The sequence below is a fragment of the Shewanella sp. Isolate13 genome (assembly GCF_022398325.1).
Taxonomy (GTDB): Bacteria; Pseudomonadota; Gammaproteobacteria; order Enterobacterales; family Shewanellaceae; genus Shewanella.
On record NZ_JAKEVD010000002.1, the window covers coordinates 14,117 to 35,155 of the forward strand.

The following is a 21,039-nucleotide window of genomic DNA, read 5'->3' on the forward strand; positions in this document are numbered from 1 at the left end:
AGGCTGGCTCAAGCTGAGGGTTATGAACACCAGCCTTATGGTTATTGACGGTGAGTGCTCAGTAAGTCCTGGATCTCTTGTTCTGATGGGACTTTTCCCGCAGTCACTACATCACCGTTAACCACTATAGCGGGTGTCGACATCACGCCGTAATCAAGAATTGCCGCCATGTCTGTGACCTTGTTGAGAGTGAATGGTAGCGCCATCTCTGTTGCGATTCGTTCCACTTCTGTCGCTAAGTTAGAGCATTTTTTACAGCCACTTCCTAGGATTTCAATTTTCATAATGAGCCTTATGGTAAAGATTTATTGGGACGATAAAAGCGTTAAACCAATGCTGCATGGTGGGCGGCATTTTTCTCAATGACACTTTCAACACAGCTAAGCATTTTTAATAAGCAGGGCGTTTCTAAACGGTAATAGATCTGTTTGCCGTCACGGCGGCTACTGATAATGCCCGCTTGACGCAGCAGTGATAGGTGTTTGGACACTGTTGAAATATCTGCGTTGACCCCATCTGTTAGCTCGCAAACACAGCGCTCTTGCTGTTGTAGTTGTTCAACCAGCCATAGACGAGTCGGGTGCGCCAAAGCTTTAAGTACAGCTGCACGGGCATTCAATTTCAGTTGCTCTTGTTCTGTCATCGCTTGGTATTATCTGTTTATTGATTTGTTATTTGGCAAAATAGCCAAATGTTTTTTGTGGTACAAGGTTTTTGCTTAAATGACATTCAGAATCGTGATCTATGAGTCATTTCTATTGGCTTAGTGAGTGCGAGTTCTAGGAGGGGGGACGAGAATGGCTATTGGAGTGACGACAAGTTCTGGCTAGACACTTTTCTGTGTGAGGAGAGAAAATGCCTTGTAGCAATACTTGTACAAGGCATTGCGGATTACTTTTGCAGTTGTGCTTTTGCCGCTTCAACTTTTGCAAAATCTAAGCCTAGCTCTTCAACGGCTTCTTTAATCAAAGCTGGGTTTTGCATAACAAGACCCATAAGCTGTTGTAGCTTTTCAGGTGCAATACCTAGCTGGCCAATGGTAGCCATCGCCATCATTGGGTTTTCAGTCAATGTCTGAAATAGAGATGTAATTTGCTCGTCGCTGACGTTGTGCTCTTTTAAGATCGCAATAATCGGGTTCATTGCATTACCTTTGCTTGCTGTGGAAAGTTAATTGGCGCTGATTCTAGCACTTTTCTGTAGCTAACCTTCAATTAGATTATCTGATGACCTTGTCGATTCGGTTAGGCGGAGGTGCTTTTGAGCGGAGCTATTGGTAAGCGGTATGACGAGACATTGAAGACGAGTGATTGCCGTATCGCTACTGGATTGCTCTGTAGCAATATGGGCTATCCAAAATCAGCAGATTTTGCATTAATGAGTGAGCATCAGAGACGTTAGCCACTTAATCTGCTTAATTTGCTCCTCACTTACTGCAAATTCATGCTTATGGGCTAGTCGGGGTCAGCCTACTCTTCGGGGCTTTCATGGTACTCATGTTGGTCTTTTTTAGGCTTGGGTACATGAAGTTCATTAGGGTTTTGCCCCAACTTTTTCTTATGCTCAAACTCTGCTGAGTGTTGTTTTCCATGATCTGGCTGTCTTCGAGTACTGTCGTGTGATTTGCTCATATTTACATTCTCAACTAGTTCGACTGAGCGTGATATTTACGCCTATGATATATAGTGAAGTATGGCATGGAATCGGGCGTTCAGATGGGCAATCGCCATCGTTATAAGAAAGTGATCTATTCAATTCTGCTTTTACTGCTGTTAGCTTCATCGCTGTGAACATTAAAACCATCGGCTGTTTTTATGTTGATTTTGGATAAGCTCTAACCAGTTAACCCTTTATTTGTTGACCTATTTTGCAAATTGAATCTTTGTTTATATTGCAGAGTCTCAACTTTGGCTAAGCTCCGCGGCATTTGGCGGTATAACCGTATTATTGCTAGGAAATAGCTTACATGGAAAAGTCACAAGCAGGCCTGAGTCATTACTTGTCTGGGCTGTTTTTAAAAGATAGACAGGTTAGCAAGCGGGTATTCAACTTAGTGATTGGCTTAGTGTTAATCTGGGGATTTACTACTAACTACCTGACAGTTGTTTACTTTCCGACAGAGTGGATTAATAGTATTAATCCTTGGTTTATTTTGATCGGTTTTTTGGTTTTTTCTACTCTAGGCTTCATGATAATGTTTCGTTATGAAGCGCCATTATATAGCTTTTTAGGCTATAACATACTCACGTTAAGCGTCGGTTTATTGCTTAACTTGTGTTTACAACAATTCTCCTACAGTGAGATTGTAACAGCGATTCAATACACCGCGACTATTACCTTGTTAATGATTATTACTGCGACGCTGATGCCGAATCTATTTATTCATTTTGGTAAGGTGCTGGCAGTGATCACTGGTTGGATTTTGGTGATTGAGCTGAGTTGGTTATTCATATTTGGCCATAGCCATGAGGCTATTCACTGGATTGTAGCTGCTTGCATGTGTGGCTATATTGGTTATTTCTGGGCTAGTGCTAGTAAGTTCGGTGATACATTAGATCAAGCTATTGATTTTGGTGGCATGCTTTATATGGAGATCATTAACCTGTTCTTACGAATATTGGAGCTGATATCAAAGAAATAAGTTAAGGCTTATCGCACAAAAAAGCACAGCTTAAGCTGTGCTTTTTTGTCAATCACTATAATGGATTAAGGTAAGCTTTCACTGCGGTCAATCGTACCGTTGCCCCGCCAATGATGTCGAGAAAGCCTAGCAGTGACGATGGCTTGTCGGCGCTTATCCAGGCTGAGCCCGTCGCGCCAATAGGCAGCATCGCCATAGTGGCATCATCGACCTCAAGCACCACGGTTCGACCGACAGGCATAGAGCCTAAATTGATGTGGCGTGACACCATCTGCTCGCGAGGGAAAATATCGCCCTGTGCTTCTCCCGTTGCTTCAACCTTACTGTGTACTCTGGCTCTGAATATCTGCCCAGGGTAGGCATCGATATAGAACTCGGCAAACTGCCCCGGCTGAATATAGGCAAAAGATTGATCGGGAATACGCATCTCAACAAACTTGCGGCCAGTGTCCCAAAGGTGCATGGCACCGATTCGAGAACCATCGGCGATATAGACATGGGTGACCATACCGTCAAACGGCGCACGTACCTCGAGTCTCTTCAACTCAAACTGCTGCTTTCTTAACTGGGCATATTGCACCTCAAGCTGAGCGTCTTGCACCTTTAGCTCGGCTTTAATGATCTCCACCTCATCCTCTGCGTTTTCTAAGTCTCGCTCGCTAACATGCTCGCCAAGGTTGGCTTTACGTTGGTGAGTACGCTGGGCTTGGGCCAGTTTGACCTCGGTGGCTTCGATGCTGCGCTCAACTTCGTTAATACGCGCGTTGATCTCATCGATGGCGCTGCTGACCTTGTCATCGACTAAGGTGTAGAGCAGGTCGCCTTTGTTTACGTGCTGGTTATGATCGATTGAGATGGTATCGATCTGTTGGCCAATCGCCGGTGATAAAATGGCGTGTGGTGCACGCACTGTGGTGGAGTTGGTCAGATCCGCTGGCGAGTAGAAGCGATGAGCTAAGAATAGGGCTATCGCAATTAAGCAACCAACAAACACGCTGATAAAGTAGTTTCTAGGTCTGGATTTAATAACTTTAAACTTGAATAGTAACCAGACGATAAAGATATAGGGCAGCATTATCTCTTTCATGCGCGCGTCCCCCTAATCCACTCTTGTACCCTGTCCCAATCGGTCACGATGGCGATAACGGCCAATACCCAAAGCGGTTTCCAAAATAGGCCTAACATACAGAGCCAGAAAACCAGTTTGGCCTGCCGCATGCCACGTTCTTTTGCTAGGTATTTGGGCAGTGAGTGTAGGTGCCAAAGCTTAAGTGCCACCCAACTGACTATCCCTAAAGTGATCAGGGTGACGACCCACATAAAGGCAACCGATTCGAGCAGCAGCATTACGCTGGGGAGGTTTTCGTAAGTTAAATTGGTGTCATGGATCTTCATTCAACTCTCTTAGATAGCTAATCATTAGGTTAAAAACACGAAATAAAGTGATTGCAAATAGTAGCGTTTTTTAGCTGAACCTCAGTTGAACTCTATGAGCGGTTCTTGAGATTTGTGTCAATAAATAGTGATAGCTCTAACTCATATCAATAATTTGAAATTATTAGGTTTGGGTTATATTTTTGGCGTTAAATTTTTAAAGTTCTTTTTAATGGTTACTTCTATTGTATAAATCAGTAGTTAGTTGCTTTAAATGCTGGTTACCGTGTGTTTTATTTTATTATTACCTCTTTTTAATCAGCTTGTTAGTTGTCAAAGTTTTGTCTTTTGTGGTTTTAAGGTGTTTATTGCTGTTAGATTGATTTTTTCACTATATTTTGATTTACAAAATTAGGGTTGCAGATAATAATCCGCAAAATGAGATGAGTGCTACTTATGCACTTGATGAAAAAGGCAAAACCTGTGAAAACGGGTGACGCAAAGCATCCAGCCTAACGGAGTAATTCCTACGGCAGTGGCGCTACCGCAAGTGACACGGGCTGCAGACATTGCCTGCCTGTTTGTTGCTTTTCGATGTTGAATGAAAAGGGATGAATTAATGAAATCACTCAAACTTAATCTACTTGGCGCGAGCATAGCATTGGCAATGGGCGCGATGTCGGCGCCAGCTATGGCTAATGGCGTTGATATGGTCAACCCGCAAGCTGGGGTTGTTGTTGGTTATTGGCATAACTGGTGTGGCGGTGCGGGTTATAAAGGTGGTGTTGCCCCTTGTGTGACGCTAACTGAGATCGATCCACAATATAACGTGGTCGATGTGTCATTTATGAAGGTCTACGGTGCAGTAGGCACGATTCCTACCTTTAAACTCGATCCAGAAATTGGTTTAACCGAAGCTGAATTTATTGAGCAGATAGGTGAGCTTAACCGTCAAGGCCGTTCGGTATTGATCGCCTTAGGCGGTGCCGATGCTCATATCGAACTTCGTAATGGTCAAGAGCAAGCCCTAGCCGATGAGATTATCCGTCTTGTCGAAGTCTATGGCTTTGATGGTCTAGATATCGATTTAGAGCAAGCGGCGGTGACCGCTGCAGACAACCAAACCGTTATTCCTGCGGCGCTGCGTATCGTTAAAGATTACTACCGTGAACAGGGTAAAAACTTCTTGATCACCATGGCGCCAGAGTTCCCATACCTAACAACTGGTGGCAAGTACGTGCCTTATATCACGGCATTAGAGGGCTATTACGACTGGATTAATCCACAATTTTATAACCAAGGCGGTGACGGTATTTATATCGAAGGCCTAGGTTGGATTGCGCAAAACAACGATAACTTAAAGCAAGAGTTTATTTATCATATCGCTGACGCACTAGCTAACGGCAACAATGGTTTTACTAAGATCCCGCATGACAAACTTGTGTTTGGTATACCTACTAACATCGATGCCGCAGCAACGGGCTATGTTACAGACCCACAAAAACTGTACGCTGCTTTTGAACAACTAAAAGCACAAGGTCAGCCACTACGTGGTGTGATGACTTGGTCTGTTAACTGGGATATGGGGCAAAGCTCTGCGGGTCAGGCGTACAATGAGTCATTTATTAAGGCATACGGTCCGTTTATTCATGGCCAAGATATTCTGCCGCCAGAGCCAGATAACGGTAAGCCAATTTTTAGTGGGGTGAACAACACTCGCGTTAAGTTAGGCGCACAGTTTGATGCATTAGCCGGTGTGAGTGCTAAGGATATAGAAGATGGTGACTTAACATCGTCAATTGAAGTTGAAGGTAACGTAAACACTGACGCACTGGGTTTGTATGCACTAACATACCGCGTGTCTGATAGCGATGATAATCTGACTGAGCAAGTGCGTAGTGTTGAAGTGTATAACACCAAACCAGAAATCAAAGGCGTAACTAATGCCAGTGTATTAGTTGGTAGTGAGTTTTACCCTATGGCTGGTGTTAGCGCACTTGATGCCGAAGATGGTGACTTAACAGACCATATCGTTATTGAAGGTGATGTTGATACGGATAGACTAGGTCAGTATTCACTCACTTACCGCGTAACAGACAGTGCAGGGCAACAAACCGTTGCATTGCGTACTGTTACTGTGAAAGAGCAAGGCGCTGTGTGTGAAAATGCATGGGATAAAGCAAAGGTTTACCTTGGCGGTGACACGGTTAGCCATTCAGGTCAGAGTTGGTTAGCTGGCTGGTGGACCCAAGGTGATGAGCCGGGCACTACAGGCGAGTGGGGCGTTTGGAAAGCGCAAGGCGATAGCGATTGTGATGGCGGCTTGCCTCCAGTGGTTAAACCTACTCTTGATGTAAGCGGTATTGCGCCGCGCTATGTGCTTGAGCAAGGCAGTGTGACTATTGAGTTTAGCGCTAGTGTTAACCAAACTATGGTAGTTAATGCCAGCTTAGAACAAGGCAGTACTGTGTTTGCAAGCAGTGAAGTTAAGGTATCGAGCTCTGCTGCTGTCACCTTGTCAGCAACGGATTTAGTGGCAGGTAGCTATGAAGTCGTAGTGAGCGCACCAGAGCTGGAATTGATTCGTCGCACTAGCGTTAGCTTGGTTGAGGAAGATAGCGAGGGCGGCGACTATCCAGCTTACGCGGCAGGTACCCAATACCAAGCCGGTGACGTAGTGACTAACGCTGGTGGGGTATATGAGTGCCTACCTTGGCCAAACAGTGGTTGGTGTAGCGGCGCTGCGAGTCACTATGCACCAGGTACTGGCAGTGCTTGGCAAGATGCTTGGTTCGCACGTTAATCGTTAATAGTGAATGCTATGCTTGTCTAGCATGAATATGCTAAAGCCTCGTCGATGTGACGGGGCTTTTTTACACAATAAATGTACTGCTAATTTATCCCTTATTTATATGCACTTAGCTATATGGAAAAAGTGTGATCTTGGCTGCAAAACATGACTGATGGACTAGCGGTCGTGAACAGTTAATAAGAATATCTGCTGCATATATTAATTCAATAATAATAACTAAGTATGCAAAGCTCTTCTTTCAAATTAAGTCGTCGTCAATTCCTATATGCAGGTGCCGCCGCATCAAGCTTGGCCACCATAGGATGTAGCTCAACCTCAATCTCTACAGCGACGACTTCGACAGCATCGACTGGAATGACTGCGGATGACGCGATACCGCTAAACTTTAATGAAAACCCTCTTGGCCTAGCGCCAAAAGCGCAGCAAGCTGTGGCAGAGGCACTGCCTAATGCCTGGCGCTACCCCGATGCCGCGCGCAGTCAATTGATGACGGCGATTGCAGAGAATATATCAGTGGCAGAGTCGCAACTCATCTATGGCAATGGCTCGTCAGAAGTCTTAAAGATGGCACTGGATGCGTTGGTGCAAACTAACACTCAATTGGTGATGCCAGATCCAAGCTACGGGGTGATCATCGATTACGCCATGGCGCGTGGTGTACCCGTAGTGAAGGTAAAGCTAGATAACAATTGGCAAACGGATATTGCCACCATGAAGGCAAAAGTAGCGGCTCACAATGGTCCTTCAATCGTGTACCTGTGTAACCCTAATAACCCGACGGGTTTGCTACTGCCTCAAAGCGAGCTTAATCAGTGGTTAGATAAGGCATCAAGCCAGCTGAGCTTTATCGTCGATGAAGCCTATGTGGAGTATGTGCAGCAAGCTGGGTTTGTGTCTGCGGTTGAACGGGTTAAGCAAGGTCAGTCACATATTGTGGTGTGCAGAACTTTCTCAAAGATCTACGCCCTTGCTGGACTTCGTGTCGGCTATGGAGTCGCCCATAGTGAGTTAATTAAGCTGATGCAGGCCCAAGCCAGTATCGACAATGCTAACTTAATTGGCTGCGTCGCTGCTAAGGCCAGCCTTGAAAGCCCTAAATGGTTAGAATTAAGCTTACAATCTAATAGTCAGGCTAAGGCTTTAGTATACCAACAGTTAACTGAATTAGGTTTAGAGTATTTGCCAAGCGAGACCAACTTCATCTTCCACAAGGTTAATGGCGATAGCGAGCTGTATATGCAGCGTATGGCAAAGGCGGGTATTTTGGTCGGGCGCCCGTTTAACCATGGAGAAGGTTGGAACCGCCTTTCTATCGGCACCCCTGCGCAGATGCAATATTTCTGCAAGACCTTAGTAAAATTTCGCGAATTGGGCTGGGTGTAATTAACGTCTGGGCATAGGTAGCGAATCTTAGTTCATTCAACCAGTATTGCGCTAAAGCAATACTGGTTGCTGAACAGCTCTTGCTAACTGCTCTTGTAAACTTAAGTATCATGGAAGCATAGGTTTGGCTTAAATCAAATCTGTGCCTAATATTGAATGAGTATCTGCAACAGAGATTGTTATCTATGTCAGCTTCCTCATCCTCCTCAAGTTTTGACCATCAGGTATTTGTCCCCCATGGCATTGCCAGTAATATCACTGAGCTTATCGGCAATACCGATCTACTTAGGATCAACAGCCTGAGTGAGCTAAGCGGTTGTGAGATCTTACTTAAGTGTGAACAGCAAAACCCCGGTGGCTCGATTAAAGATCGTGCCGCCCTGCAGATGGTTCAAGATGCTATTGCTAGTGGCAAGTTAACTCCAGGTATGACTATCGTTGAAGGCACAGCAGGTAACACGGGGATTGGTCTAGCTCTGGTGGCTAAGGCTATGGGGTTCAAGATGTTAGTTGTGATGCCAAGGGGGCAGGCGCGTGAGAAAGAACAGATGGTCTTGCTTTATAATGCCGAGCTTAAGCTAGTGGATGCCTGCCCGTTTGCCAACCCAGATCATTTTTATCATACGGCTAAGCGCCTCGGTGCAGAGAATGAGAATTACTGGTGGGCCGATCAATTTGAAAATACCAGCAACAGCAAGGCCCACTTTAGCCATACAGGGCCAGAGATCTGGCGTCAGACTCAAGGTAAAATCGATGCATTGGTGTCGGTTGCTGGCACTGGTGGCACCATCGCGGGTAACTCCCGCTTTCTTTCGACTAAGAATAGACAATTGCAAACTTGGCTGGTGGATCCCGATGGTTCAGGGATTTATAACTACTTAAAAACAGGCGAATATGTTGCTAGTGGAAGTTCCTTTACCGAAGGGATAGGTATTATGCGAAGCGTCGAAAACTTTCGCCAAGCGAAGATCGATAAAGCCATTACCTTGCCCGATGTCGATTTAGTGGCCATCGCACGTCATGTAAGAGAGCATGATGGTATTGTGCTCGGAAGCAGTGCGGCGCTCAACGTTGCTGGCGCTCTTTATGCGGCGGCTAAGATGGGCAGAGGAAAAACCATAGTGACCTTTTATTGCGATCTTCCTGAGCGTTCTTCATCGAAGCTTTATAATGAGCAATTTCTCAGCGAAAAAGGTTTCAGTGGTGAGAGTGAATCTGCTCTGGCCATGTTTACTCGTTATCAAGAGCAGTCGTTATCCGCCGTAGTGGAGGTGCGAGGCTAATCGGATATACTCGTAATCGGTTTAGATTGAGAGCTGAGTTTTATTTTCATTGCCTCTTTATTGATTATTAGCCTATGGCATTAGATAGTTCACTAAAGTAGTTATTCGCGTTTTACCCTTAAGCTAGTAATGTTTGGCTTTTGCGGTTCTTGAACTGTAGGCATAAAGTCGATGAACAATGTTCCTAATGTAGAATTTAGGGCTCCGAGTATTAAAAAGTCGGGTGTCGAAATATTAGATTTGGAGCTTTTCTATAGCAGATTACCTAAGTATAAAGTCTGTCCATCACATGCTCACCGGATTAATTACTTCTGCTTTATCTATATTACAGAGGGACAAGGCGGTCACTTTGTGGATTTCAAATATCACCCTTTTAAGCAAGGTAGCTTTATTTTTGTCAACAAACACCAAGTGCATGCCTTTGATCTGAAGAATCGCCCTAAAGGTAAGATGATCAATATTACCGAAGACTTCTTAAATGCTATTTTAACCAATATTCGCATCCCTTTTTTTACTCCTACCCACTTGGTGAGTTCACAGCAGCCACTTTTGAGCCTAAGCTCCGCCTTGGTTGATACCTGTGACAGTTTGCTGCTTGAGATCAATAAGGCTCAGGAAAGCGAAGCGGAATCACAGTTACTCGTGCAGCTGTTGTTTTCGTCACTGTTGGTGGCCTTGGCTGCTGAGCGCAAAACGGACGTTCAGCATCTTAGCGAAACTCAGGCGTTACGTTTTCAGCAGTTCTTATTGCTTATTGAGAGTAATGCGGCTCATACCCGTGATGCATCGGATTACGCCGAGATGCTGCATATCTCTTATAAATCGCTGAACCAAATGTGTAAGCAGGCGAGTGGTCAAACTGCCAAGCAGTTAATTGATGCCCATGCCATTCTTGAGATAAAGCGACAATTAATTATCGGTAGCGCTAAAATTCAAGACATTGCTTATGAGTTAGGTTTCGATGATGTGACCTATTTCGTGAAATTTTTTAAGCGTCATACCCAACTGACGCCTTCTCAATTCAGGGGGAAGGCCGCCACTCAGTTCTCTTAAATCTTACCTTTCAATTACTTGGTTAGATTAAGAAATAGGCTTGAAGCACTAGGAATAAATAGCCATCGAGCTCACATAGTTTTTAATAGGTACGAAAAACACCATTTTAGGGCCGAAAAATCCATTACGCCTCGGCGGTGAATTGACTATTTTCCACTTTGTAAAATTGAAGTAAGCGAAATCCACTTTCAATAACCTTTATTCATGCCCTAAGTTCGGCGTGATGGTTTTTTGCGGCCAAAATAAAGTGCATCCTGTTGAATGTTAGGCTTATTTTTAAAAGTGAGTCATTTCAGTTTTTATAAACGGTGATGATTTTTACGCGGTATCAATATCAGAATTTAAATAAAAAATAATGATAACTTTTGCAGGGAATATCATGATTAACAACTTAAACGCTTTATATAAAAGAGTGTTACTCGCAAGTATGGCAAGCGTATTGATCGCCTGTAGCTCCGACAATGATGATGTCGTGACGCCTCCGCCAAGTGATAATAATTCGCCGATCGCTCAACCAACAACGGCCACCGCCATTGTTGGTACTCCGGTAATGGTTGATGCCATTGCTAACGACACTGATCCTGATGGCGATGCGCTAACGTTAACAGTCGTGGAGTTAATCGAAGGTTCAGGCACTGGGGTCATTAAAGACAACCAATTGCTGTTTACTCCAGTACAGCCTGGCACTGTTGTGTTTAGTTACACGGTTGCCGACCCGCAAGGTGCGACTGATGATTCAACCGTGACAATTAAGGTCTCTGCAGCAACTGAGACGGGTCACTTTGTGGGAACACAAACTTGTTTAACCTGCCATACAGATAAAGCGACCTTCTTAGAAACAGGCCATAACTTTAAGCTAAGCAAGATTGAAAACGGTGAGGCACCGCAGTTCCCGTTCTCATCGTTAGAAGGCTCGGTCGAGTTGCTTCATGGTGCGAAAAATAGTGCGGGTACACCGAATAGTTGGGATGAGGTGAGCTATGTTATCGGTGGTTACTATCGCACCGCCATGTACATCGATAGCAATGGTTACATTCTTGCGGGCGAAGGTGTTCGAGCTGAATTACCTGAAAATGGTGAAGATTTTACGATAGACAATATCGTTCCTAATAATGCACATTTTCCAGTAGACGGACACTCATTCGATTGTGGTCACTGCCATACAACCGGTTGGAAAGATTACACTCCAGACTCGCCTTTGAATCCAAACCATCAAGATGGTCTTGAAGGTATCGAAGGTACGTTTGAGATGACGGGGATTCAGTGTGAAGCCTGCCATGGCGCTGGCGATAAGCATGTGAAGACTCAGTCTGCAGATGATATTGATCGTATTGCTAAGGGGCGCTATACCTCTGACTTACAGCAAGCGGATATGGCGTTTGGTAAAGCGATCACCTGTGCTGAATGTCACAGCAAGAAGACCAACCGTAAGTTCCCAACCTTTATCAGTGAGCATAACCAAGACTTTGGTGGCGACAGTATCGGTGGTCGTACGATCCCTTATGATATTGGTGGTCGAGTTGCCGGTGATGCGCTATTAGGAATGGATGCCGATACGGGTGAGATCACAGGTAAGAAACAGGATATGGCGTGCCATACCTGTCATAATCCACATCAATCAAAGATTAATGATGACAAGCCGGGTCATGAGAATGCGATGCTGAAACAGTGCGTGGATTGTCACTACGACAAGCCGTTCACGCCAGAGCTTGAGATCCACAGCTTTGTGGCCAAGTGTGAAAGCTGTCATATGCCTAACAACAAGCACTTCTTCAGGATTAATTTGGAATATCCAGCATCTAGTCCTGAGAACTTCTCCAAAGACGGTAAGTATGTTCAGCCTTGGAATACTTCAAAAGACAGTTGCTCAAGCTGTCATAAAGAAGATTACGATGCCCGCGCAGCCTTAATTGAGAAGATGCATCAGTAATAGAATAGATAAGTGCATTTTAAAGCCTCAACTTAATAAAGTTGGGGCTTTTTTATGAGTTATTTTTGGGTGTTAACGAGTAATGCTTATGTTTGAGGTGTTTGTCTTTTTGACTTTGCACCTGTCGTTTTGACATCACTTCCTGTTGTTGAAAAGACAATCTTATTTCTGCTTTATATTTAAAATACCCAGTAAATCAATGAGGTAAAAGTTGGCACATTCGCTGCTATTACAAGATCAGGTTTAGTGTAAGTGCACTAATTAAATTTTAGTAATAGGTGACAATATGACAATTCATGTCAAAAACAACATTCATTGGGTAGGGCAACGTGACTGGGAAGTGCAAGACTTCCATGGTACTGAGTACAAGATGACTAAAGGTACCAGTTACAACAGCTATCTTATTCGTGAGCAGAAGACTGTATTGATTGATACTGTCGACCATAGATTTAGTCAGCAGTTCATTCAAAATCTAGAGATGGAGATCGATCTTAATCAGATCGATTACATCATCATAAACCATGCCGAAGAAGACCATTCAGGTGCGCTGGTTGCGTTAATGGCAAAGATCCCCAATACGCCAATTTATTGCACCGAAAATGCCGTGGATTCGATCGTCGGCCATCACCATCATCCTGAATGGAATTTCAATATAGTTAAAACTGGCGACACCTTGGATATCGGTAACGGCAAGCAGCTTATCTTTATCGAGGCGCCGATGCTGCACTGGCCTGATAGTATGATGACCTATCAAACTGGCGATGCTGTGCTGTACAGCAACGATGCGTTTGGCCAGCACTATTGCGATGAGCGCCTGTTTAACGATGAAGTGGATCAAACGGAGTTAATGGATCAATGCTTGCGCTATTACTCTAATATTTTAACGCCATTTAGTGCATTGGTGACGGCTAAGATCCATGAGGTATTAAGCTTTAATTTACCTGTCGATATGATAGCGACCTCTCACGGCATCGTATGGCGTGACAATCCTGCCCAGATCATTCATCAGTATCTTGAGTGGGCCGATAACTATCGAGAAGATCGCATCACGCTTTTCTATGACTCGATGTCGAACAATACTCGCATGATGGCCGATGCGATCGCCCAAGGGATCCATGATGTCGATCCCAGCGTTGCCGTTAAGGTATTTAATGTGTCGCGCCAAGACAAGAATGACATTCTTGCCAGTATCTTCAGGTCGAAAGGGATCTTGGTGGGTTCATCAACCATGAATAATGTGATGATGCCCAAAGTGGCCGGCATGCTGGAAGAGATCACTGGTCTGCGCTTTAAAAATAAGAAGGCCGCAGCTTTTGGGAGCTTTGGCTGGAATGGTGGTGCGGTTGACCGCATTCATACACGCCTTACCGATGCTGGGTTTGAGACGAGTTACGGTATGAAAACCAAGTGGCGCCCCGATGGCAAGGCGATGCGTGAATGTCGCGAATATGGCCAACACATTGCAAAGCAGTGGGCGTTGAGGGATCTATCTGAGCCATTAAAGCAGAAGATCGTTAACCCAGCTCCGACAGCCCAAGAAATCAGTACTCAAGAGGCTGATGACAAAGAGCCTGTACAGCAACAAGCAGCCGTTGAGTCATTCACTCCCGAAGCTGAAGTTGCGATAAGCCCCGAGCTCGATACGCAAAGCATGGTGTGCACCGTGTGTAACTGGGTGTATGACCCTGCTATTGGTGAGCCGAATCAAAATGTTGCCCCAGGCACTACTTGGTCAGATGTTGCTGTAGATTTTCTCTGCCCAGAATGTGGCTTAGGCAAAGATGTGTTTTTGCCTACCAAGGGAGCTTAAGATGAGTCAGCAAACACAAGCCCCCATAATCATTATCGGCAGTGGTTTTGCTGCGTATCAATTGATCAAAGCGATCAGACGTAGCGATCTTACCACCGCAATTCAGGTATTTAGTTGTGATAGTGGTGATGATTATAACAAGCCAGATCTTAGCCATGTGGCTTCTAAAAAGCAGCTTGCTAGCGATCTAATTAGGGCGACAGGCGCAGCTATGGCCACCGAGTTTGATTTTGAGCTATGGGCTAATACAAGAGTTGATGCAATAGAGCCTGATTGCCATAGGATCTTGGTGGCTGATCAAGCTTACCCGTATTCCAAGTTGGTATTGGCAACGGGGGCTAAAGCCTTTATTCCGCCTATGTCAGGTAATGCCATCGACAGAGTTATGACCCTAAATAGCTTGCAAGAGTACCAAGCGGTAGAGCAACAACTTGCGCTGGCTAAGCGCATACTCGTGATAGGTGGAGGTTTGATAGGCGCAGAGTTATCGATGGATCTGGCGAGTGCAGGGAAAAAGGTGATGACTGTCGATCCCTGCGATCGTTTGATGGCTAACTTATTGCCTGAGTACATTGCCCTGCAGCTGGGCAAAAAGATGCAAGGATTGGGAGTGGAGCTGGCGCTTAATGATAGTGTTGTTGCGCTTAATCACACTAGCGATAGTACTAGTGGGAGTTCTTCAATCCTTGCCAAGTTAGCCTCTAATCGGCAAACAGAGGTCGATATGGTGATCTCTGCCGCGGGACTCATGCCCAATATCGCGTTGGCGCAGCGAGCGGGCATTGCTGTTGGCCGCGGGATTATAGTGGACGGTTTTCTACAAACTTCGGCGGCCGATATATTTGCTTTGGGAGATTGCGCCGAGATAGATGGCAAAGTATTGGCTTACCTACAGCCAGCGCTGCTCAGTGCGAATGCGTTAGCAAAAACCTTATTGGGTCAGGCGACAAAGTTGGAGCTTCCCGCGATGTTAGTGAAGATCAAAACGCCACATTATCCCATTCAGCTAGGGGGAAACACAGTAGTGGGCATCCAACGCTGGCAGATGGAGATTGATGCTGAAGGTTGTAGTGTTAATGCGTTAAATGCTGAGGGGACGTTACAGGGCTTTGTCGTTGCCGAGCAACATATGAATAGAGCCTTCTCGCTGTTGAAATCGCTATAGCTTTCAATAGATTTAAACAATTTTGTATTGCAGATGTTGCTGTAAGTAAATCGCTGACAGCAACATATCCTGAGGAGTTAAATATGAGCCATTTACGGATCCCTAAAAATTGGACCATTCAGCGTTCAACCGGCTTTTTTACTAAGGAAAATGTGCCGGCGGCCCTGCTGGGTCATCACAATACGGCAGAAGGCGTATTTGGTCAGCTATGTGTGATGGAGGGGCAGGTTACTTACTATGGTTTTGCTAATAGTGAAGAGACTGAAGCTGAGGTGAAAGTAGTGATTAATGCAGGGCAGTTTGTTACGAGTCCTCCCCAGTATTGGCATCGTATTGAGCTAAGTGATGATGCTCAATTCAATATTAATTTCTGGTCAGAGTCAGATAAATCAAATAAGCCAATGTTTCACACTAAGTAGGCTTAGAATAGTTAAGATAAGTAGCCTATGAACGAATAAGAAAAGAAGTCAGCCCTTGCTGACTTTTTTGTTTGTGGGTGACAGAAATTTGACTTTTATTGTGACATTTTAGTTATTAAACTAGATTGTATGCGATTGTTTTATCTTTACTTATTTTATTTTACACCGACGTAGCTGCAAATTTAACCATCACTTATAAAAGTGTTGCCTGAGTCGTGGAAATAACATCGACTCGGGTTATACTCCACGCCCGTCATTCAAGCTAAACGCTCCCTAAGATGTGAGACTTTTACGATGAGGCTCCAAGTAAAATCAAGGTTTCTACCCCTGCTAGCATTGCTGGTTACTTTTGGCATTTCGGCGACCCAAGTCATGGCAAGGGATTTAGCCGAAGTTAAAGCTGAAGGGGTGTTGCGTCACCTAGGGGTACCCTATGCAAACTTCGTTTCTCAGTACTCGGAAGGCAACAAGATCACTCATAGTGGCCTCGATATTGAGCTAATGCAAAACTTCGCTCGTCACCTTGGAGTGGAATATCAGTTTATTCCCGCCACATGGACAACGGTTTTTGGCATGCTGACAGGGCGTAATGGTCAGTTCATTAATAATAGAGTCGTCTATGGCGAACCTGAGCCGATAATCGGCGATGTGATTGCTAATGGTTTTACCGTTTTAGATTGGCGTGAGGAGATTGTGGCTTTCTCCGATGATTACTTTCCCTCTGCGGTTTGGCTGGTTGCGCGCACTGAGTCAGAGCTGAACCCAATTAATCCCAGTGGCTCTGAGTTGGATGATGTTTTAACCGTGAAGAAGATGCTGCGTCAGCGAGATATCATCGCCATGAAGCAATCTTGTCTCGATCCCGACCTATATGATCTGTACGGCACTCAAGCCAATGTTATTTTACCCGCTAAGCAATTACAGCTTAATGAAATGGTACCATTTCTACTCAGTGTTAAGGCCGAGGCAACCCTACTAGATGTTGCAGATTCACTGATTGCGATAGATAAGTGGCCAAATGAGATTAAGATTATTGGTCCCATCTCCGAAGAGCAGCGAATGGCGGTGGGTTTTCGCAAAGACTCGCCACAGCTTCGACAAGCCTTCAACCAGTATTTGAAACAGATCCGCGCAGACGGTAGCTATAACAAGTTAGTGAAGAAGCATTACCCTACAGTGTTTCATTACTACCAAGACTATTTTGATAAAGCGGCATTAGATGCCAAAAAGTAACATGAAACAGTTCAAATGGTTTAACAGCAAAACTGCTATCATCATTGCAGGTATCTTACTGAGTGCCTATTTAATTCTTATTTTGACCGTCACCAATTTGGGCCAGAGTCGATTAAAAGAGTCACAAAACAGTGCGCTTAATCTAAGAGTTAGTAATTACACGGAAAACTTAAGTTTTTTCATCGATGCTAGTGAAAAGAATATTGCTAATCTGAGCATGAAACGGGACGTCAGTACCTACTTCTCTAATTTAGCCGCAGGTATGTCGTTGCAGTATGGCTTAGGTTCTAGCCTATTTAACCTAACTCGAACCATAGATAACTTTACTCAGTCGAATAAGATGGATGGCCAACTTATTTACTCTCGGGTGTTGATCGTGGGGGTAGGCGAAAGTGTCATTGTCGATACTCAGCCAGATAGTGCTTTTGATATCAGTCAGCTACCTTTTAAGGAGATGGAGGCCCTTAGTCATAAGATCTTGGTCGTATCTGGTGAGGATGGACCTGATATTCATTTGCTGCAGACTATCTATCATCAGAATAAGCCCGTAGCGATCTTAGTGGCGAGCCTAAATACAGATGTGCTGATCCGTATGTTGTCGACACAAGAGCACCACGATAGCGGCAGTTGCTTAACCTTAGTGACGCCTGTTGGAGACATTGTTGTGTGGAACTCTCTCAACGGTTGTGTCTCAGACCGCGAGCTTGGCACGACGAGCTACTATAGTGAAACCTCAAGGATCATCTACTTTGAGAAGAAGGTTGTTTCGACCCCTTTTCTATTAGAGAGTTGGTTTGAGCCTGTCAGTGAGCAAGATATTTTTACATCGGCTTGGTTTATTGCCGCAATCTCCCTATTGGCACTGCCAGTATTTATGGGGCTTATCTACCTGATGCGGATCAATAACGCTAACTTAGTGCTGCAGACCCAAGTTGAGCTATCTTCCGAGCAACAGCAGAAGTTGGCAATACAAAACACTCAGCTACATGAAGAGATCACTAAGCGTAAGGCATCGGAAAGCAAGCTTGCCTATCAAGCGACCCATGATGAACTGACCAATTTGGCTAATCGTACCCATGGTATGGCTCGTCTGCAGGAAGCGATTCGTGCAGCGCATGCGACACAGACGCAAATTCTGTTGTTGTTTATCGACTTGGATAACTTTAAGCAAGTGAATGATACAGAGGGGCACCATGCAGGGGATCTGTTATTAAAGCAAACTAGCGAGCGGCTGCTTAGATCTGTACGCAGTACCGATATCGTGGCACGTTTAGGTGGTGATGAGTTCTTGGTTATCGTGCCCGATATTCAGCACCAAGACTCTGCCAAACTGGTCGCGAGTAGTATTCTATCTGTGTTTGAAAAACCGTTTCATATCGAGCAGCAAGAGTTTTTTGTTTCGACCAGTATTGGTATGTCTATTTACCCTAAAGATGGCAAAAATGCTGCGACACTATTAAAGCGCGCCGATACTGCGCTATATAGCGTCAAGGATATGGGCCGAAACGGGTTTAGTTTCTATGATGAGAGCATGAACCTTGATGTGCAGCGAAACTTTGCGCTCAATGTCCGTTTGCATCAGGCTATTCAGCAAGGCGATATCGAGATCTACTATCAACCGATACTGGACTTGAGCAGCCGTGAAATTGTCGCAGCCGAAGCCTTGATGCGCTGGACCGATAGTGAGCTTGGTTTTGTCTCGCCTGAGGACTTTATTCCGCTTGCGGAGAAAAACGGCCTTATTCATCGGCTCGGTGACATAGTATTGCTTGAGGCGTGCACTCAGGCTGCGGCGTGGCAAGCAATTAGCCCTATTAAGATTGCAATTAACTTTTCTAGTGTTCAGTTTAGGTATTGCGAGCAATTGCAGTCGCGTATCGTCGATATATTGCTACAGACAGGTTTGCCCGCAAGTCAGTTGGATATGGAGGTGACAGAGAGTTTGTTGATAGAGCAAGATCACGCCTTGATGAAGATGCTATCTTATCTTAAGCAACTCGGTGTTGGTTTATCTATCGATGATTTCGGCACTGGCTATTCGGCGCTCAGTTACTTACAGAAGTTTGCATTTACTAAGTTAAAAATTGATCGAGCATTTATTAATAATATGACCACCTGTTCATCGGACGCATCTTTGGTATCGGCGATATTGGCGATGGCTAAGTCGTTACAGCTTAAAGTGGTTGCCGAGGGGATCGAAACTGAGCAGCAAGCGACTTTTTTACAGCAGCGTAGTTGTGAGTATGGTCAAGGCTACCTCTTTAGTCGCCCGGTCCCAGCGGCTGAGTTTACTCGTCTGCTATTGCGGCAGCAGCACAATATTGGTCTGGTTGAAAGAGTAGAGCAGGCTGGTTAAGTCATGGGCGATAGGTATCGCTCCTCTCCTCGTAGGCTCAATTTTGTGATAAAAAAACGGCCCGATTTGTTATTTTTAACAATAACAAACGGGCCGTTTTCTATATATGGGTTATCTCATTTCGCGATGCAGTTGCTTCATCGCCTTAACCAAGCCTTTAACGTCATCGTTATCGTGGAAAAGGTGAGTCGAAATACGCAGAGAGTAGGTCTTAACTGTGTCATATGGATCTAAATAGAAAGAGGTGGTTCTAACGATATAGCCATACTCTTCGTGTAAACGATCACGGAACTCGGTGAGTAGTTCACCATCATTTAGATCATCGAATGGGTTGAAAGAGGTTAGGCCACTCGATAGTTCGCGAATATTAGGGGCGAAGATCATCGCATCAGGGAACTTCTTGGCAAGCTCTTTCTTACATAGGGCGCTTAAGTCTAGAATGCGTTCTTCAATAGCATCACGTCCAATCTGATCCCAAAGCGCACAACAGTCAGCTAATGCACGCTTAGCTGGGTAGTTATCTTGACCAATCGATTGTAATCTAGCTTGCACAGCTGTGGCTGTTGATGAGCTATTGATAAACCACAGTGGTGTTTCGCGATCGCTCCAGAACTCGAATAGACGGTTAGCGTTGTCACGTACGTAAAGGAAGCCTGTAGCACCTGGGCCACACTGCCACTTATGGCCAGCTCCTGAGTAGAAGTCACAGTCGATATCATGGAAATCAAGGTTGAACATACCTGGTGTATGTGCGCCATCGACCATGGTGACGATCCCATTAGGAATGGCGACCTCTTGGCAGATACGCTTAGCTGGCAAGGTGGTGCCTGTGGTGAAAGTCACGTGAGAGAAAACCATAAAACGTACGCGGTTGCCATATAGGTTGACTGCATCGTTAAACACTTGCACGAAGTCATCTGCACTTACTTCATTGTTTGGCGTGTATACAGGTAGCGCCAACTCGATCACTTCGGCGCCATAGCGCTGTGCGACATGCTTTAGTGGTGTAGTAACACCTGGGTGCTCATGGTTAGTGGTTAAGATAACATCGCCATATTCAAACTGCAGACCGTTGATAATGGTACATAAACCATCGGTTGTATTACGGCTTAGCACAAGTTCATGCTCATCGGCACCAAAGCTTGGTGCGATCTGCTTAGCATAATCTATGGTTGGAACATTGCTATTCCAAGGGTTGATCGAGATTTGCTCGTTGGTGCGGTTATAGTCTTTTAGTACGCGCTTTGGCATGGTGCCTGAGGTACCGATGTTCATGTAGGTGGTGCGTTTATTTAGAATAAATTCATTGCGGACTTTATTCCAAAAACCATGCTCAGACCCATGACCATGGAAAGGTTTAATATGATTGTCACTGCTCGCGTGTGCAGTGGCTGGGAGTAGGCTTGTTCCGACTGCTGCAAGGGCAACGCCTGTTGTCGTTTTTAAAAAACCTCGACGTCCTGCGTTGGCTAAGCTTGCTTCAGAGTTTTTGGTCATGGGGTTTTCCTTGTTGTATTTTTTAATAAAAATAAGTGGTTATGTGTTTTATTTATTTTTATTGCTTGTTGATGGTTAAGGCG

Annotated in this window: 18 protein-coding genes and 1 riboswitch; of the genes, 11 read left to right on the forward strand and 7 right to left on the reverse strand. The window is 44.8% G+C overall.

What is annotated here, in order from left to right:
* Positions 1-41: 41 nt before the first annotated feature.
* The 4 genes from L1D44_RS01195 to L1D44_RS01210 all read right to left on the reverse strand — a co-directional run bounded on the left by L1D44_RS01195 (position 42) and on the right by L1D44_RS01210 (position 1,631).
* A complete protein-coding gene (locus tag L1D44_RS01195; protein WP_239888493.1) occupies positions 42-284 on the reverse strand; it encodes a thioredoxin family protein in 243 nt (80 codons plus the stop codon).
* Between the two features lie 41 nt (positions 285-325).
* A complete protein-coding gene (locus tag L1D44_RS01200; protein ID WP_239888494.1) occupies positions 326-643 on the reverse strand; it encodes a metalloregulator ArsR/SmtB family transcription factor in 318 nt (105 codons plus the stop codon).
* A gap of 248 nt (positions 644-891) precedes the next feature.
* A complete protein-coding gene (locus L1D44_RS01205) occupies positions 892-1,143 on the reverse strand; it encodes a DUF2999 family protein (RefSeq protein WP_220770924.1) in 252 nt (83 codons plus the stop codon).
* Between the two features lie 326 nt (positions 1,144-1,469).
* On the reverse strand, positions 1,470-1,631 hold the full coding sequence (locus L1D44_RS01210) for a hypothetical protein (protein WP_220770923.1): 162 nt from the start codon (positions 1,629-1,631) through the stop codon (positions 1,470-1,472).
* A gap of 335 nt (positions 1,632-1,966) precedes the next feature.
* Here L1D44_RS01210 and L1D44_RS01215 point away from each other — a divergent pair, with 335 nt between their 5' ends.
* Complete coding sequence (locus L1D44_RS01215) at positions 1,967-2,641, forward strand: Bax inhibitor-1 family protein (protein WP_239888495.1); 675 nt, start codon at positions 1,967-1,969, stop codon at positions 2,639-2,641.
* Positions 2,642-2,696: 55 nt separating this feature from the next.
* Here L1D44_RS01215 and L1D44_RS01220 read toward each other — a convergent pair whose 3' ends face one another.
* Together L1D44_RS01220 and L1D44_RS01225 are read right to left on the reverse strand one after the other, a co-directional pair.
* Entirely contained in the window at positions 2,697-3,728 is a 1,032-nt protein-coding gene (locus L1D44_RS01220) for an efflux RND transporter periplasmic adaptor subunit (RefSeq protein ID WP_239888496.1), read from the reverse strand.
* Positions 3,725-4,036 carry an Mg2+ and Co2+ transporter gene (locus tag L1D44_RS01225; protein ID WP_202721133.1) on the reverse strand — a complete coding sequence of 104 codons (312 nt, stop codon included), beginning with the start codon at positions 4,034-4,036 and terminating at the stop codon, positions 3,725-3,727. The genes L1D44_RS01220 and L1D44_RS01225 overlap by 4 nt, the downstream gene beginning before the upstream one ends.
* A 442-nt stretch (positions 4,037-4,478) precedes the next feature.
* Positions 4,479-4,564: riboswitch (cyclic di-GMP riboswitch) on the forward strand.
* Positions 4,565-4,634: 70 nt separating this feature from the next.
* On the opposite strand from L1D44_RS01225, the gene L1D44_RS21730 reads away from it, so the two are divergent.
* The 10 genes from L1D44_RS21730 (at position 4,635) to L1D44_RS01275 (ending at position 19,459) form a co-directional block, all read left to right on the forward strand.
* Positions 4,635-6,818: an immunoglobulin-like domain-containing protein gene (locus L1D44_RS21730; protein WP_275660367.1), complete on the forward strand. Its 2,184-nt coding sequence runs from the start codon at positions 4,635-4,637 to the stop codon at positions 6,816-6,818.
* Positions 6,819-7,049: 231 nt separating this feature from the next.
* A complete protein-coding gene (locus L1D44_RS01235; protein WP_239888497.1) occupies positions 7,050-8,210 on the forward strand; it encodes an aminotransferase class I/II-fold pyridoxal phosphate-dependent enzyme in 1,161 nt (386 codons plus the stop codon).
* 185 nt (positions 8,211-8,395) lie between these two features.
* Positions 8,396-9,493 carry a cysteine synthase A gene (locus L1D44_RS01240; RefSeq protein ID WP_239888498.1) on the forward strand — a complete coding sequence of 366 codons (1,098 nt, stop codon included), beginning with the start codon at positions 8,396-8,398 and terminating at the stop codon, positions 9,491-9,493.
* Positions 9,494-9,664: 171 nt separating this feature from the next.
* A complete protein-coding gene (locus L1D44_RS01245) occupies positions 9,665-10,546 on the forward strand; it encodes a helix-turn-helix domain-containing protein (RefSeq protein ID WP_239888499.1) in 882 nt (293 codons plus the stop codon).
* 379 nt (positions 10,547-10,925) lie between these two features.
* Positions 10,926-12,476: an Ig-like domain-containing protein gene (locus tag L1D44_RS01250; protein WP_239888500.1), complete on the forward strand. Its 1,551-nt coding sequence runs from the start codon at positions 10,926-10,928 to the stop codon at positions 12,474-12,476.
* 286 nt (positions 12,477-12,762) lie between these two features.
* Positions 12,763-14,286 carry an anaerobic nitric oxide reductase flavorubredoxin gene (norV, locus tag L1D44_RS01255; RefSeq protein WP_239888501.1) on the forward strand — a complete coding sequence of 508 codons (1,524 nt, stop codon included), beginning with the start codon at positions 12,763-12,765 and terminating at the stop codon, positions 14,284-14,286.
* Between the two features lies 1 nt (position 14,287).
* A complete protein-coding gene (gene norW, locus L1D44_RS01260) occupies positions 14,288-15,451 on the forward strand; it encodes an NADH:flavorubredoxin reductase NorW (RefSeq protein ID WP_239888502.1) in 1,164 nt (387 codons plus the stop codon).
* Between the two features lie 83 nt (positions 15,452-15,534).
* Complete coding sequence (locus tag L1D44_RS01265; protein ID WP_239888503.1) at positions 15,535-15,870, forward strand: DUF1971 domain-containing protein; 336 nt, start codon at positions 15,535-15,537, stop codon at positions 15,868-15,870.
* Positions 15,871-16,242: 372 nt separating this feature from the next.
* Positions 16,243-17,103, forward strand: a complete 861-nt coding sequence (locus L1D44_RS01270; protein WP_239888504.1) for a transporter substrate-binding domain-containing protein — start codon at positions 16,243-16,245, stop codon at positions 17,101-17,103.
* A gap of 1 nt (position 17,104) precedes the next feature.
* On the forward strand, positions 17,105-19,459 hold the full coding sequence (locus L1D44_RS01275) for an EAL domain-containing protein (RefSeq protein ID WP_239888505.1): 2,355 nt from the start codon (positions 17,105-17,107) through the stop codon (positions 19,457-19,459).
* 111 nt (positions 19,460-19,570) lie between these two features.
* Here the strand turns inward: L1D44_RS01275 and L1D44_RS01280 are convergent, their stop codons facing one another.
* A complete protein-coding gene (locus L1D44_RS01280) occupies positions 19,571-20,956 on the reverse strand; it encodes an aminotransferase class V-fold PLP-dependent enzyme (protein ID WP_239888506.1) in 1,386 nt (461 codons plus the stop codon).
* Between the last annotated feature and the right edge of the window lie 83 nt (positions 20,957-21,039).

What these genes read in the sequence shown, in the direction of transcription:
- L1D44_RS01195 (WP_239888493.1), bottom strand. Translation starts at nt 284, where the DNA reads ATGAAAATTGAAATCCTAGGAAGTGGCTGTAAAAAATGCTCTAACTTA.
- L1D44_RS01200 (WP_239888494.1), bottom strand. Translation starts at nt 643, where the DNA reads ATGACAGAACAAGAGCAACTGAAATTGAATGCCCGTGCAGCTGTACTT.
- L1D44_RS01205 (WP_220770924.1), bottom strand. Translation starts at nt 1,143, where the DNA reads ATGAACCCGATTATTGCGATCTTAAAAGAGCACAACGTCAGCGACGAG.
- L1D44_RS01210 (WP_220770923.1), bottom strand. Translation starts at nt 1,631, where the DNA reads ATGAGCAAATCACACGACAGTACTCGAAGACAGCCAGATCATGGAAAA.
- L1D44_RS01215 (WP_239888495.1), top strand. Translation starts at nt 1,967, where the DNA reads ATGGAAAAGTCACAAGCAGGCCTGAGTCATTACTTGTCTGGGCTGTTT.
- L1D44_RS01220 (WP_239888496.1), bottom strand. Translation starts at nt 3,728, where the DNA reads ATGAAAGAGATAATGCTGCCCTATATCTTTATCGTCTGGTTACTATTC.
- L1D44_RS01225 (WP_202721133.1), bottom strand. Translation starts at nt 4,036, where the DNA reads ATGAAGATCCATGACACCAATTTAACTTACGAAAACCTCCCCAGCGTA.
- L1D44_RS21730 (WP_275660367.1), top strand. Translation starts at nt 4,635, where the DNA reads ATGAAATCACTCAAACTTAATCTACTTGGCGCGAGCATAGCATTGGCA.
- L1D44_RS01235 (WP_239888497.1), top strand. Translation starts at nt 7,050, where the DNA reads ATGCAAAGCTCTTCTTTCAAATTAAGTCGTCGTCAATTCCTATATGCA.
- L1D44_RS01240 (WP_239888498.1), top strand. Translation starts at nt 8,396, where the DNA reads ATGTCAGCTTCCTCATCCTCCTCAAGTTTTGACCATCAGGTATTTGTC.
- L1D44_RS01245 (WP_239888499.1), top strand. Translation starts at nt 9,665, where the DNA reads ATGAACAATGTTCCTAATGTAGAATTTAGGGCTCCGAGTATTAAAAAG.
- L1D44_RS01250 (WP_239888500.1), top strand. Translation starts at nt 10,926, where the DNA reads ATGATTAACAACTTAAACGCTTTATATAAAAGAGTGTTACTCGCAAGT.
- norV (WP_239888501.1), top strand. Translation starts at nt 12,763, where the DNA reads ATGACAATTCATGTCAAAAACAACATTCATTGGGTAGGGCAACGTGAC.
- norW (WP_239888502.1), top strand. Translation starts at nt 14,288, where the DNA reads ATGAGTCAGCAAACACAAGCCCCCATAATCATTATCGGCAGTGGTTTT.
- L1D44_RS01265 (WP_239888503.1), top strand. Translation starts at nt 15,535, where the DNA reads ATGAGCCATTTACGGATCCCTAAAAATTGGACCATTCAGCGTTCAACC.
- L1D44_RS01270 (WP_239888504.1), top strand. Translation starts at nt 16,243, where the DNA reads ATGGCAAGGGATTTAGCCGAAGTTAAAGCTGAAGGGGTGTTGCGTCAC.
- L1D44_RS01275 (WP_239888505.1), top strand. Translation starts at nt 17,105, where the DNA reads ATGAAACAGTTCAAATGGTTTAACAGCAAAACTGCTATCATCATTGCA.
- L1D44_RS01280 (WP_239888506.1), bottom strand. Translation starts at nt 20,956, where the DNA reads ATGACCAAAAACTCTGAAGCAAGCTTAGCCAACGCAGGACGTCGAGGT.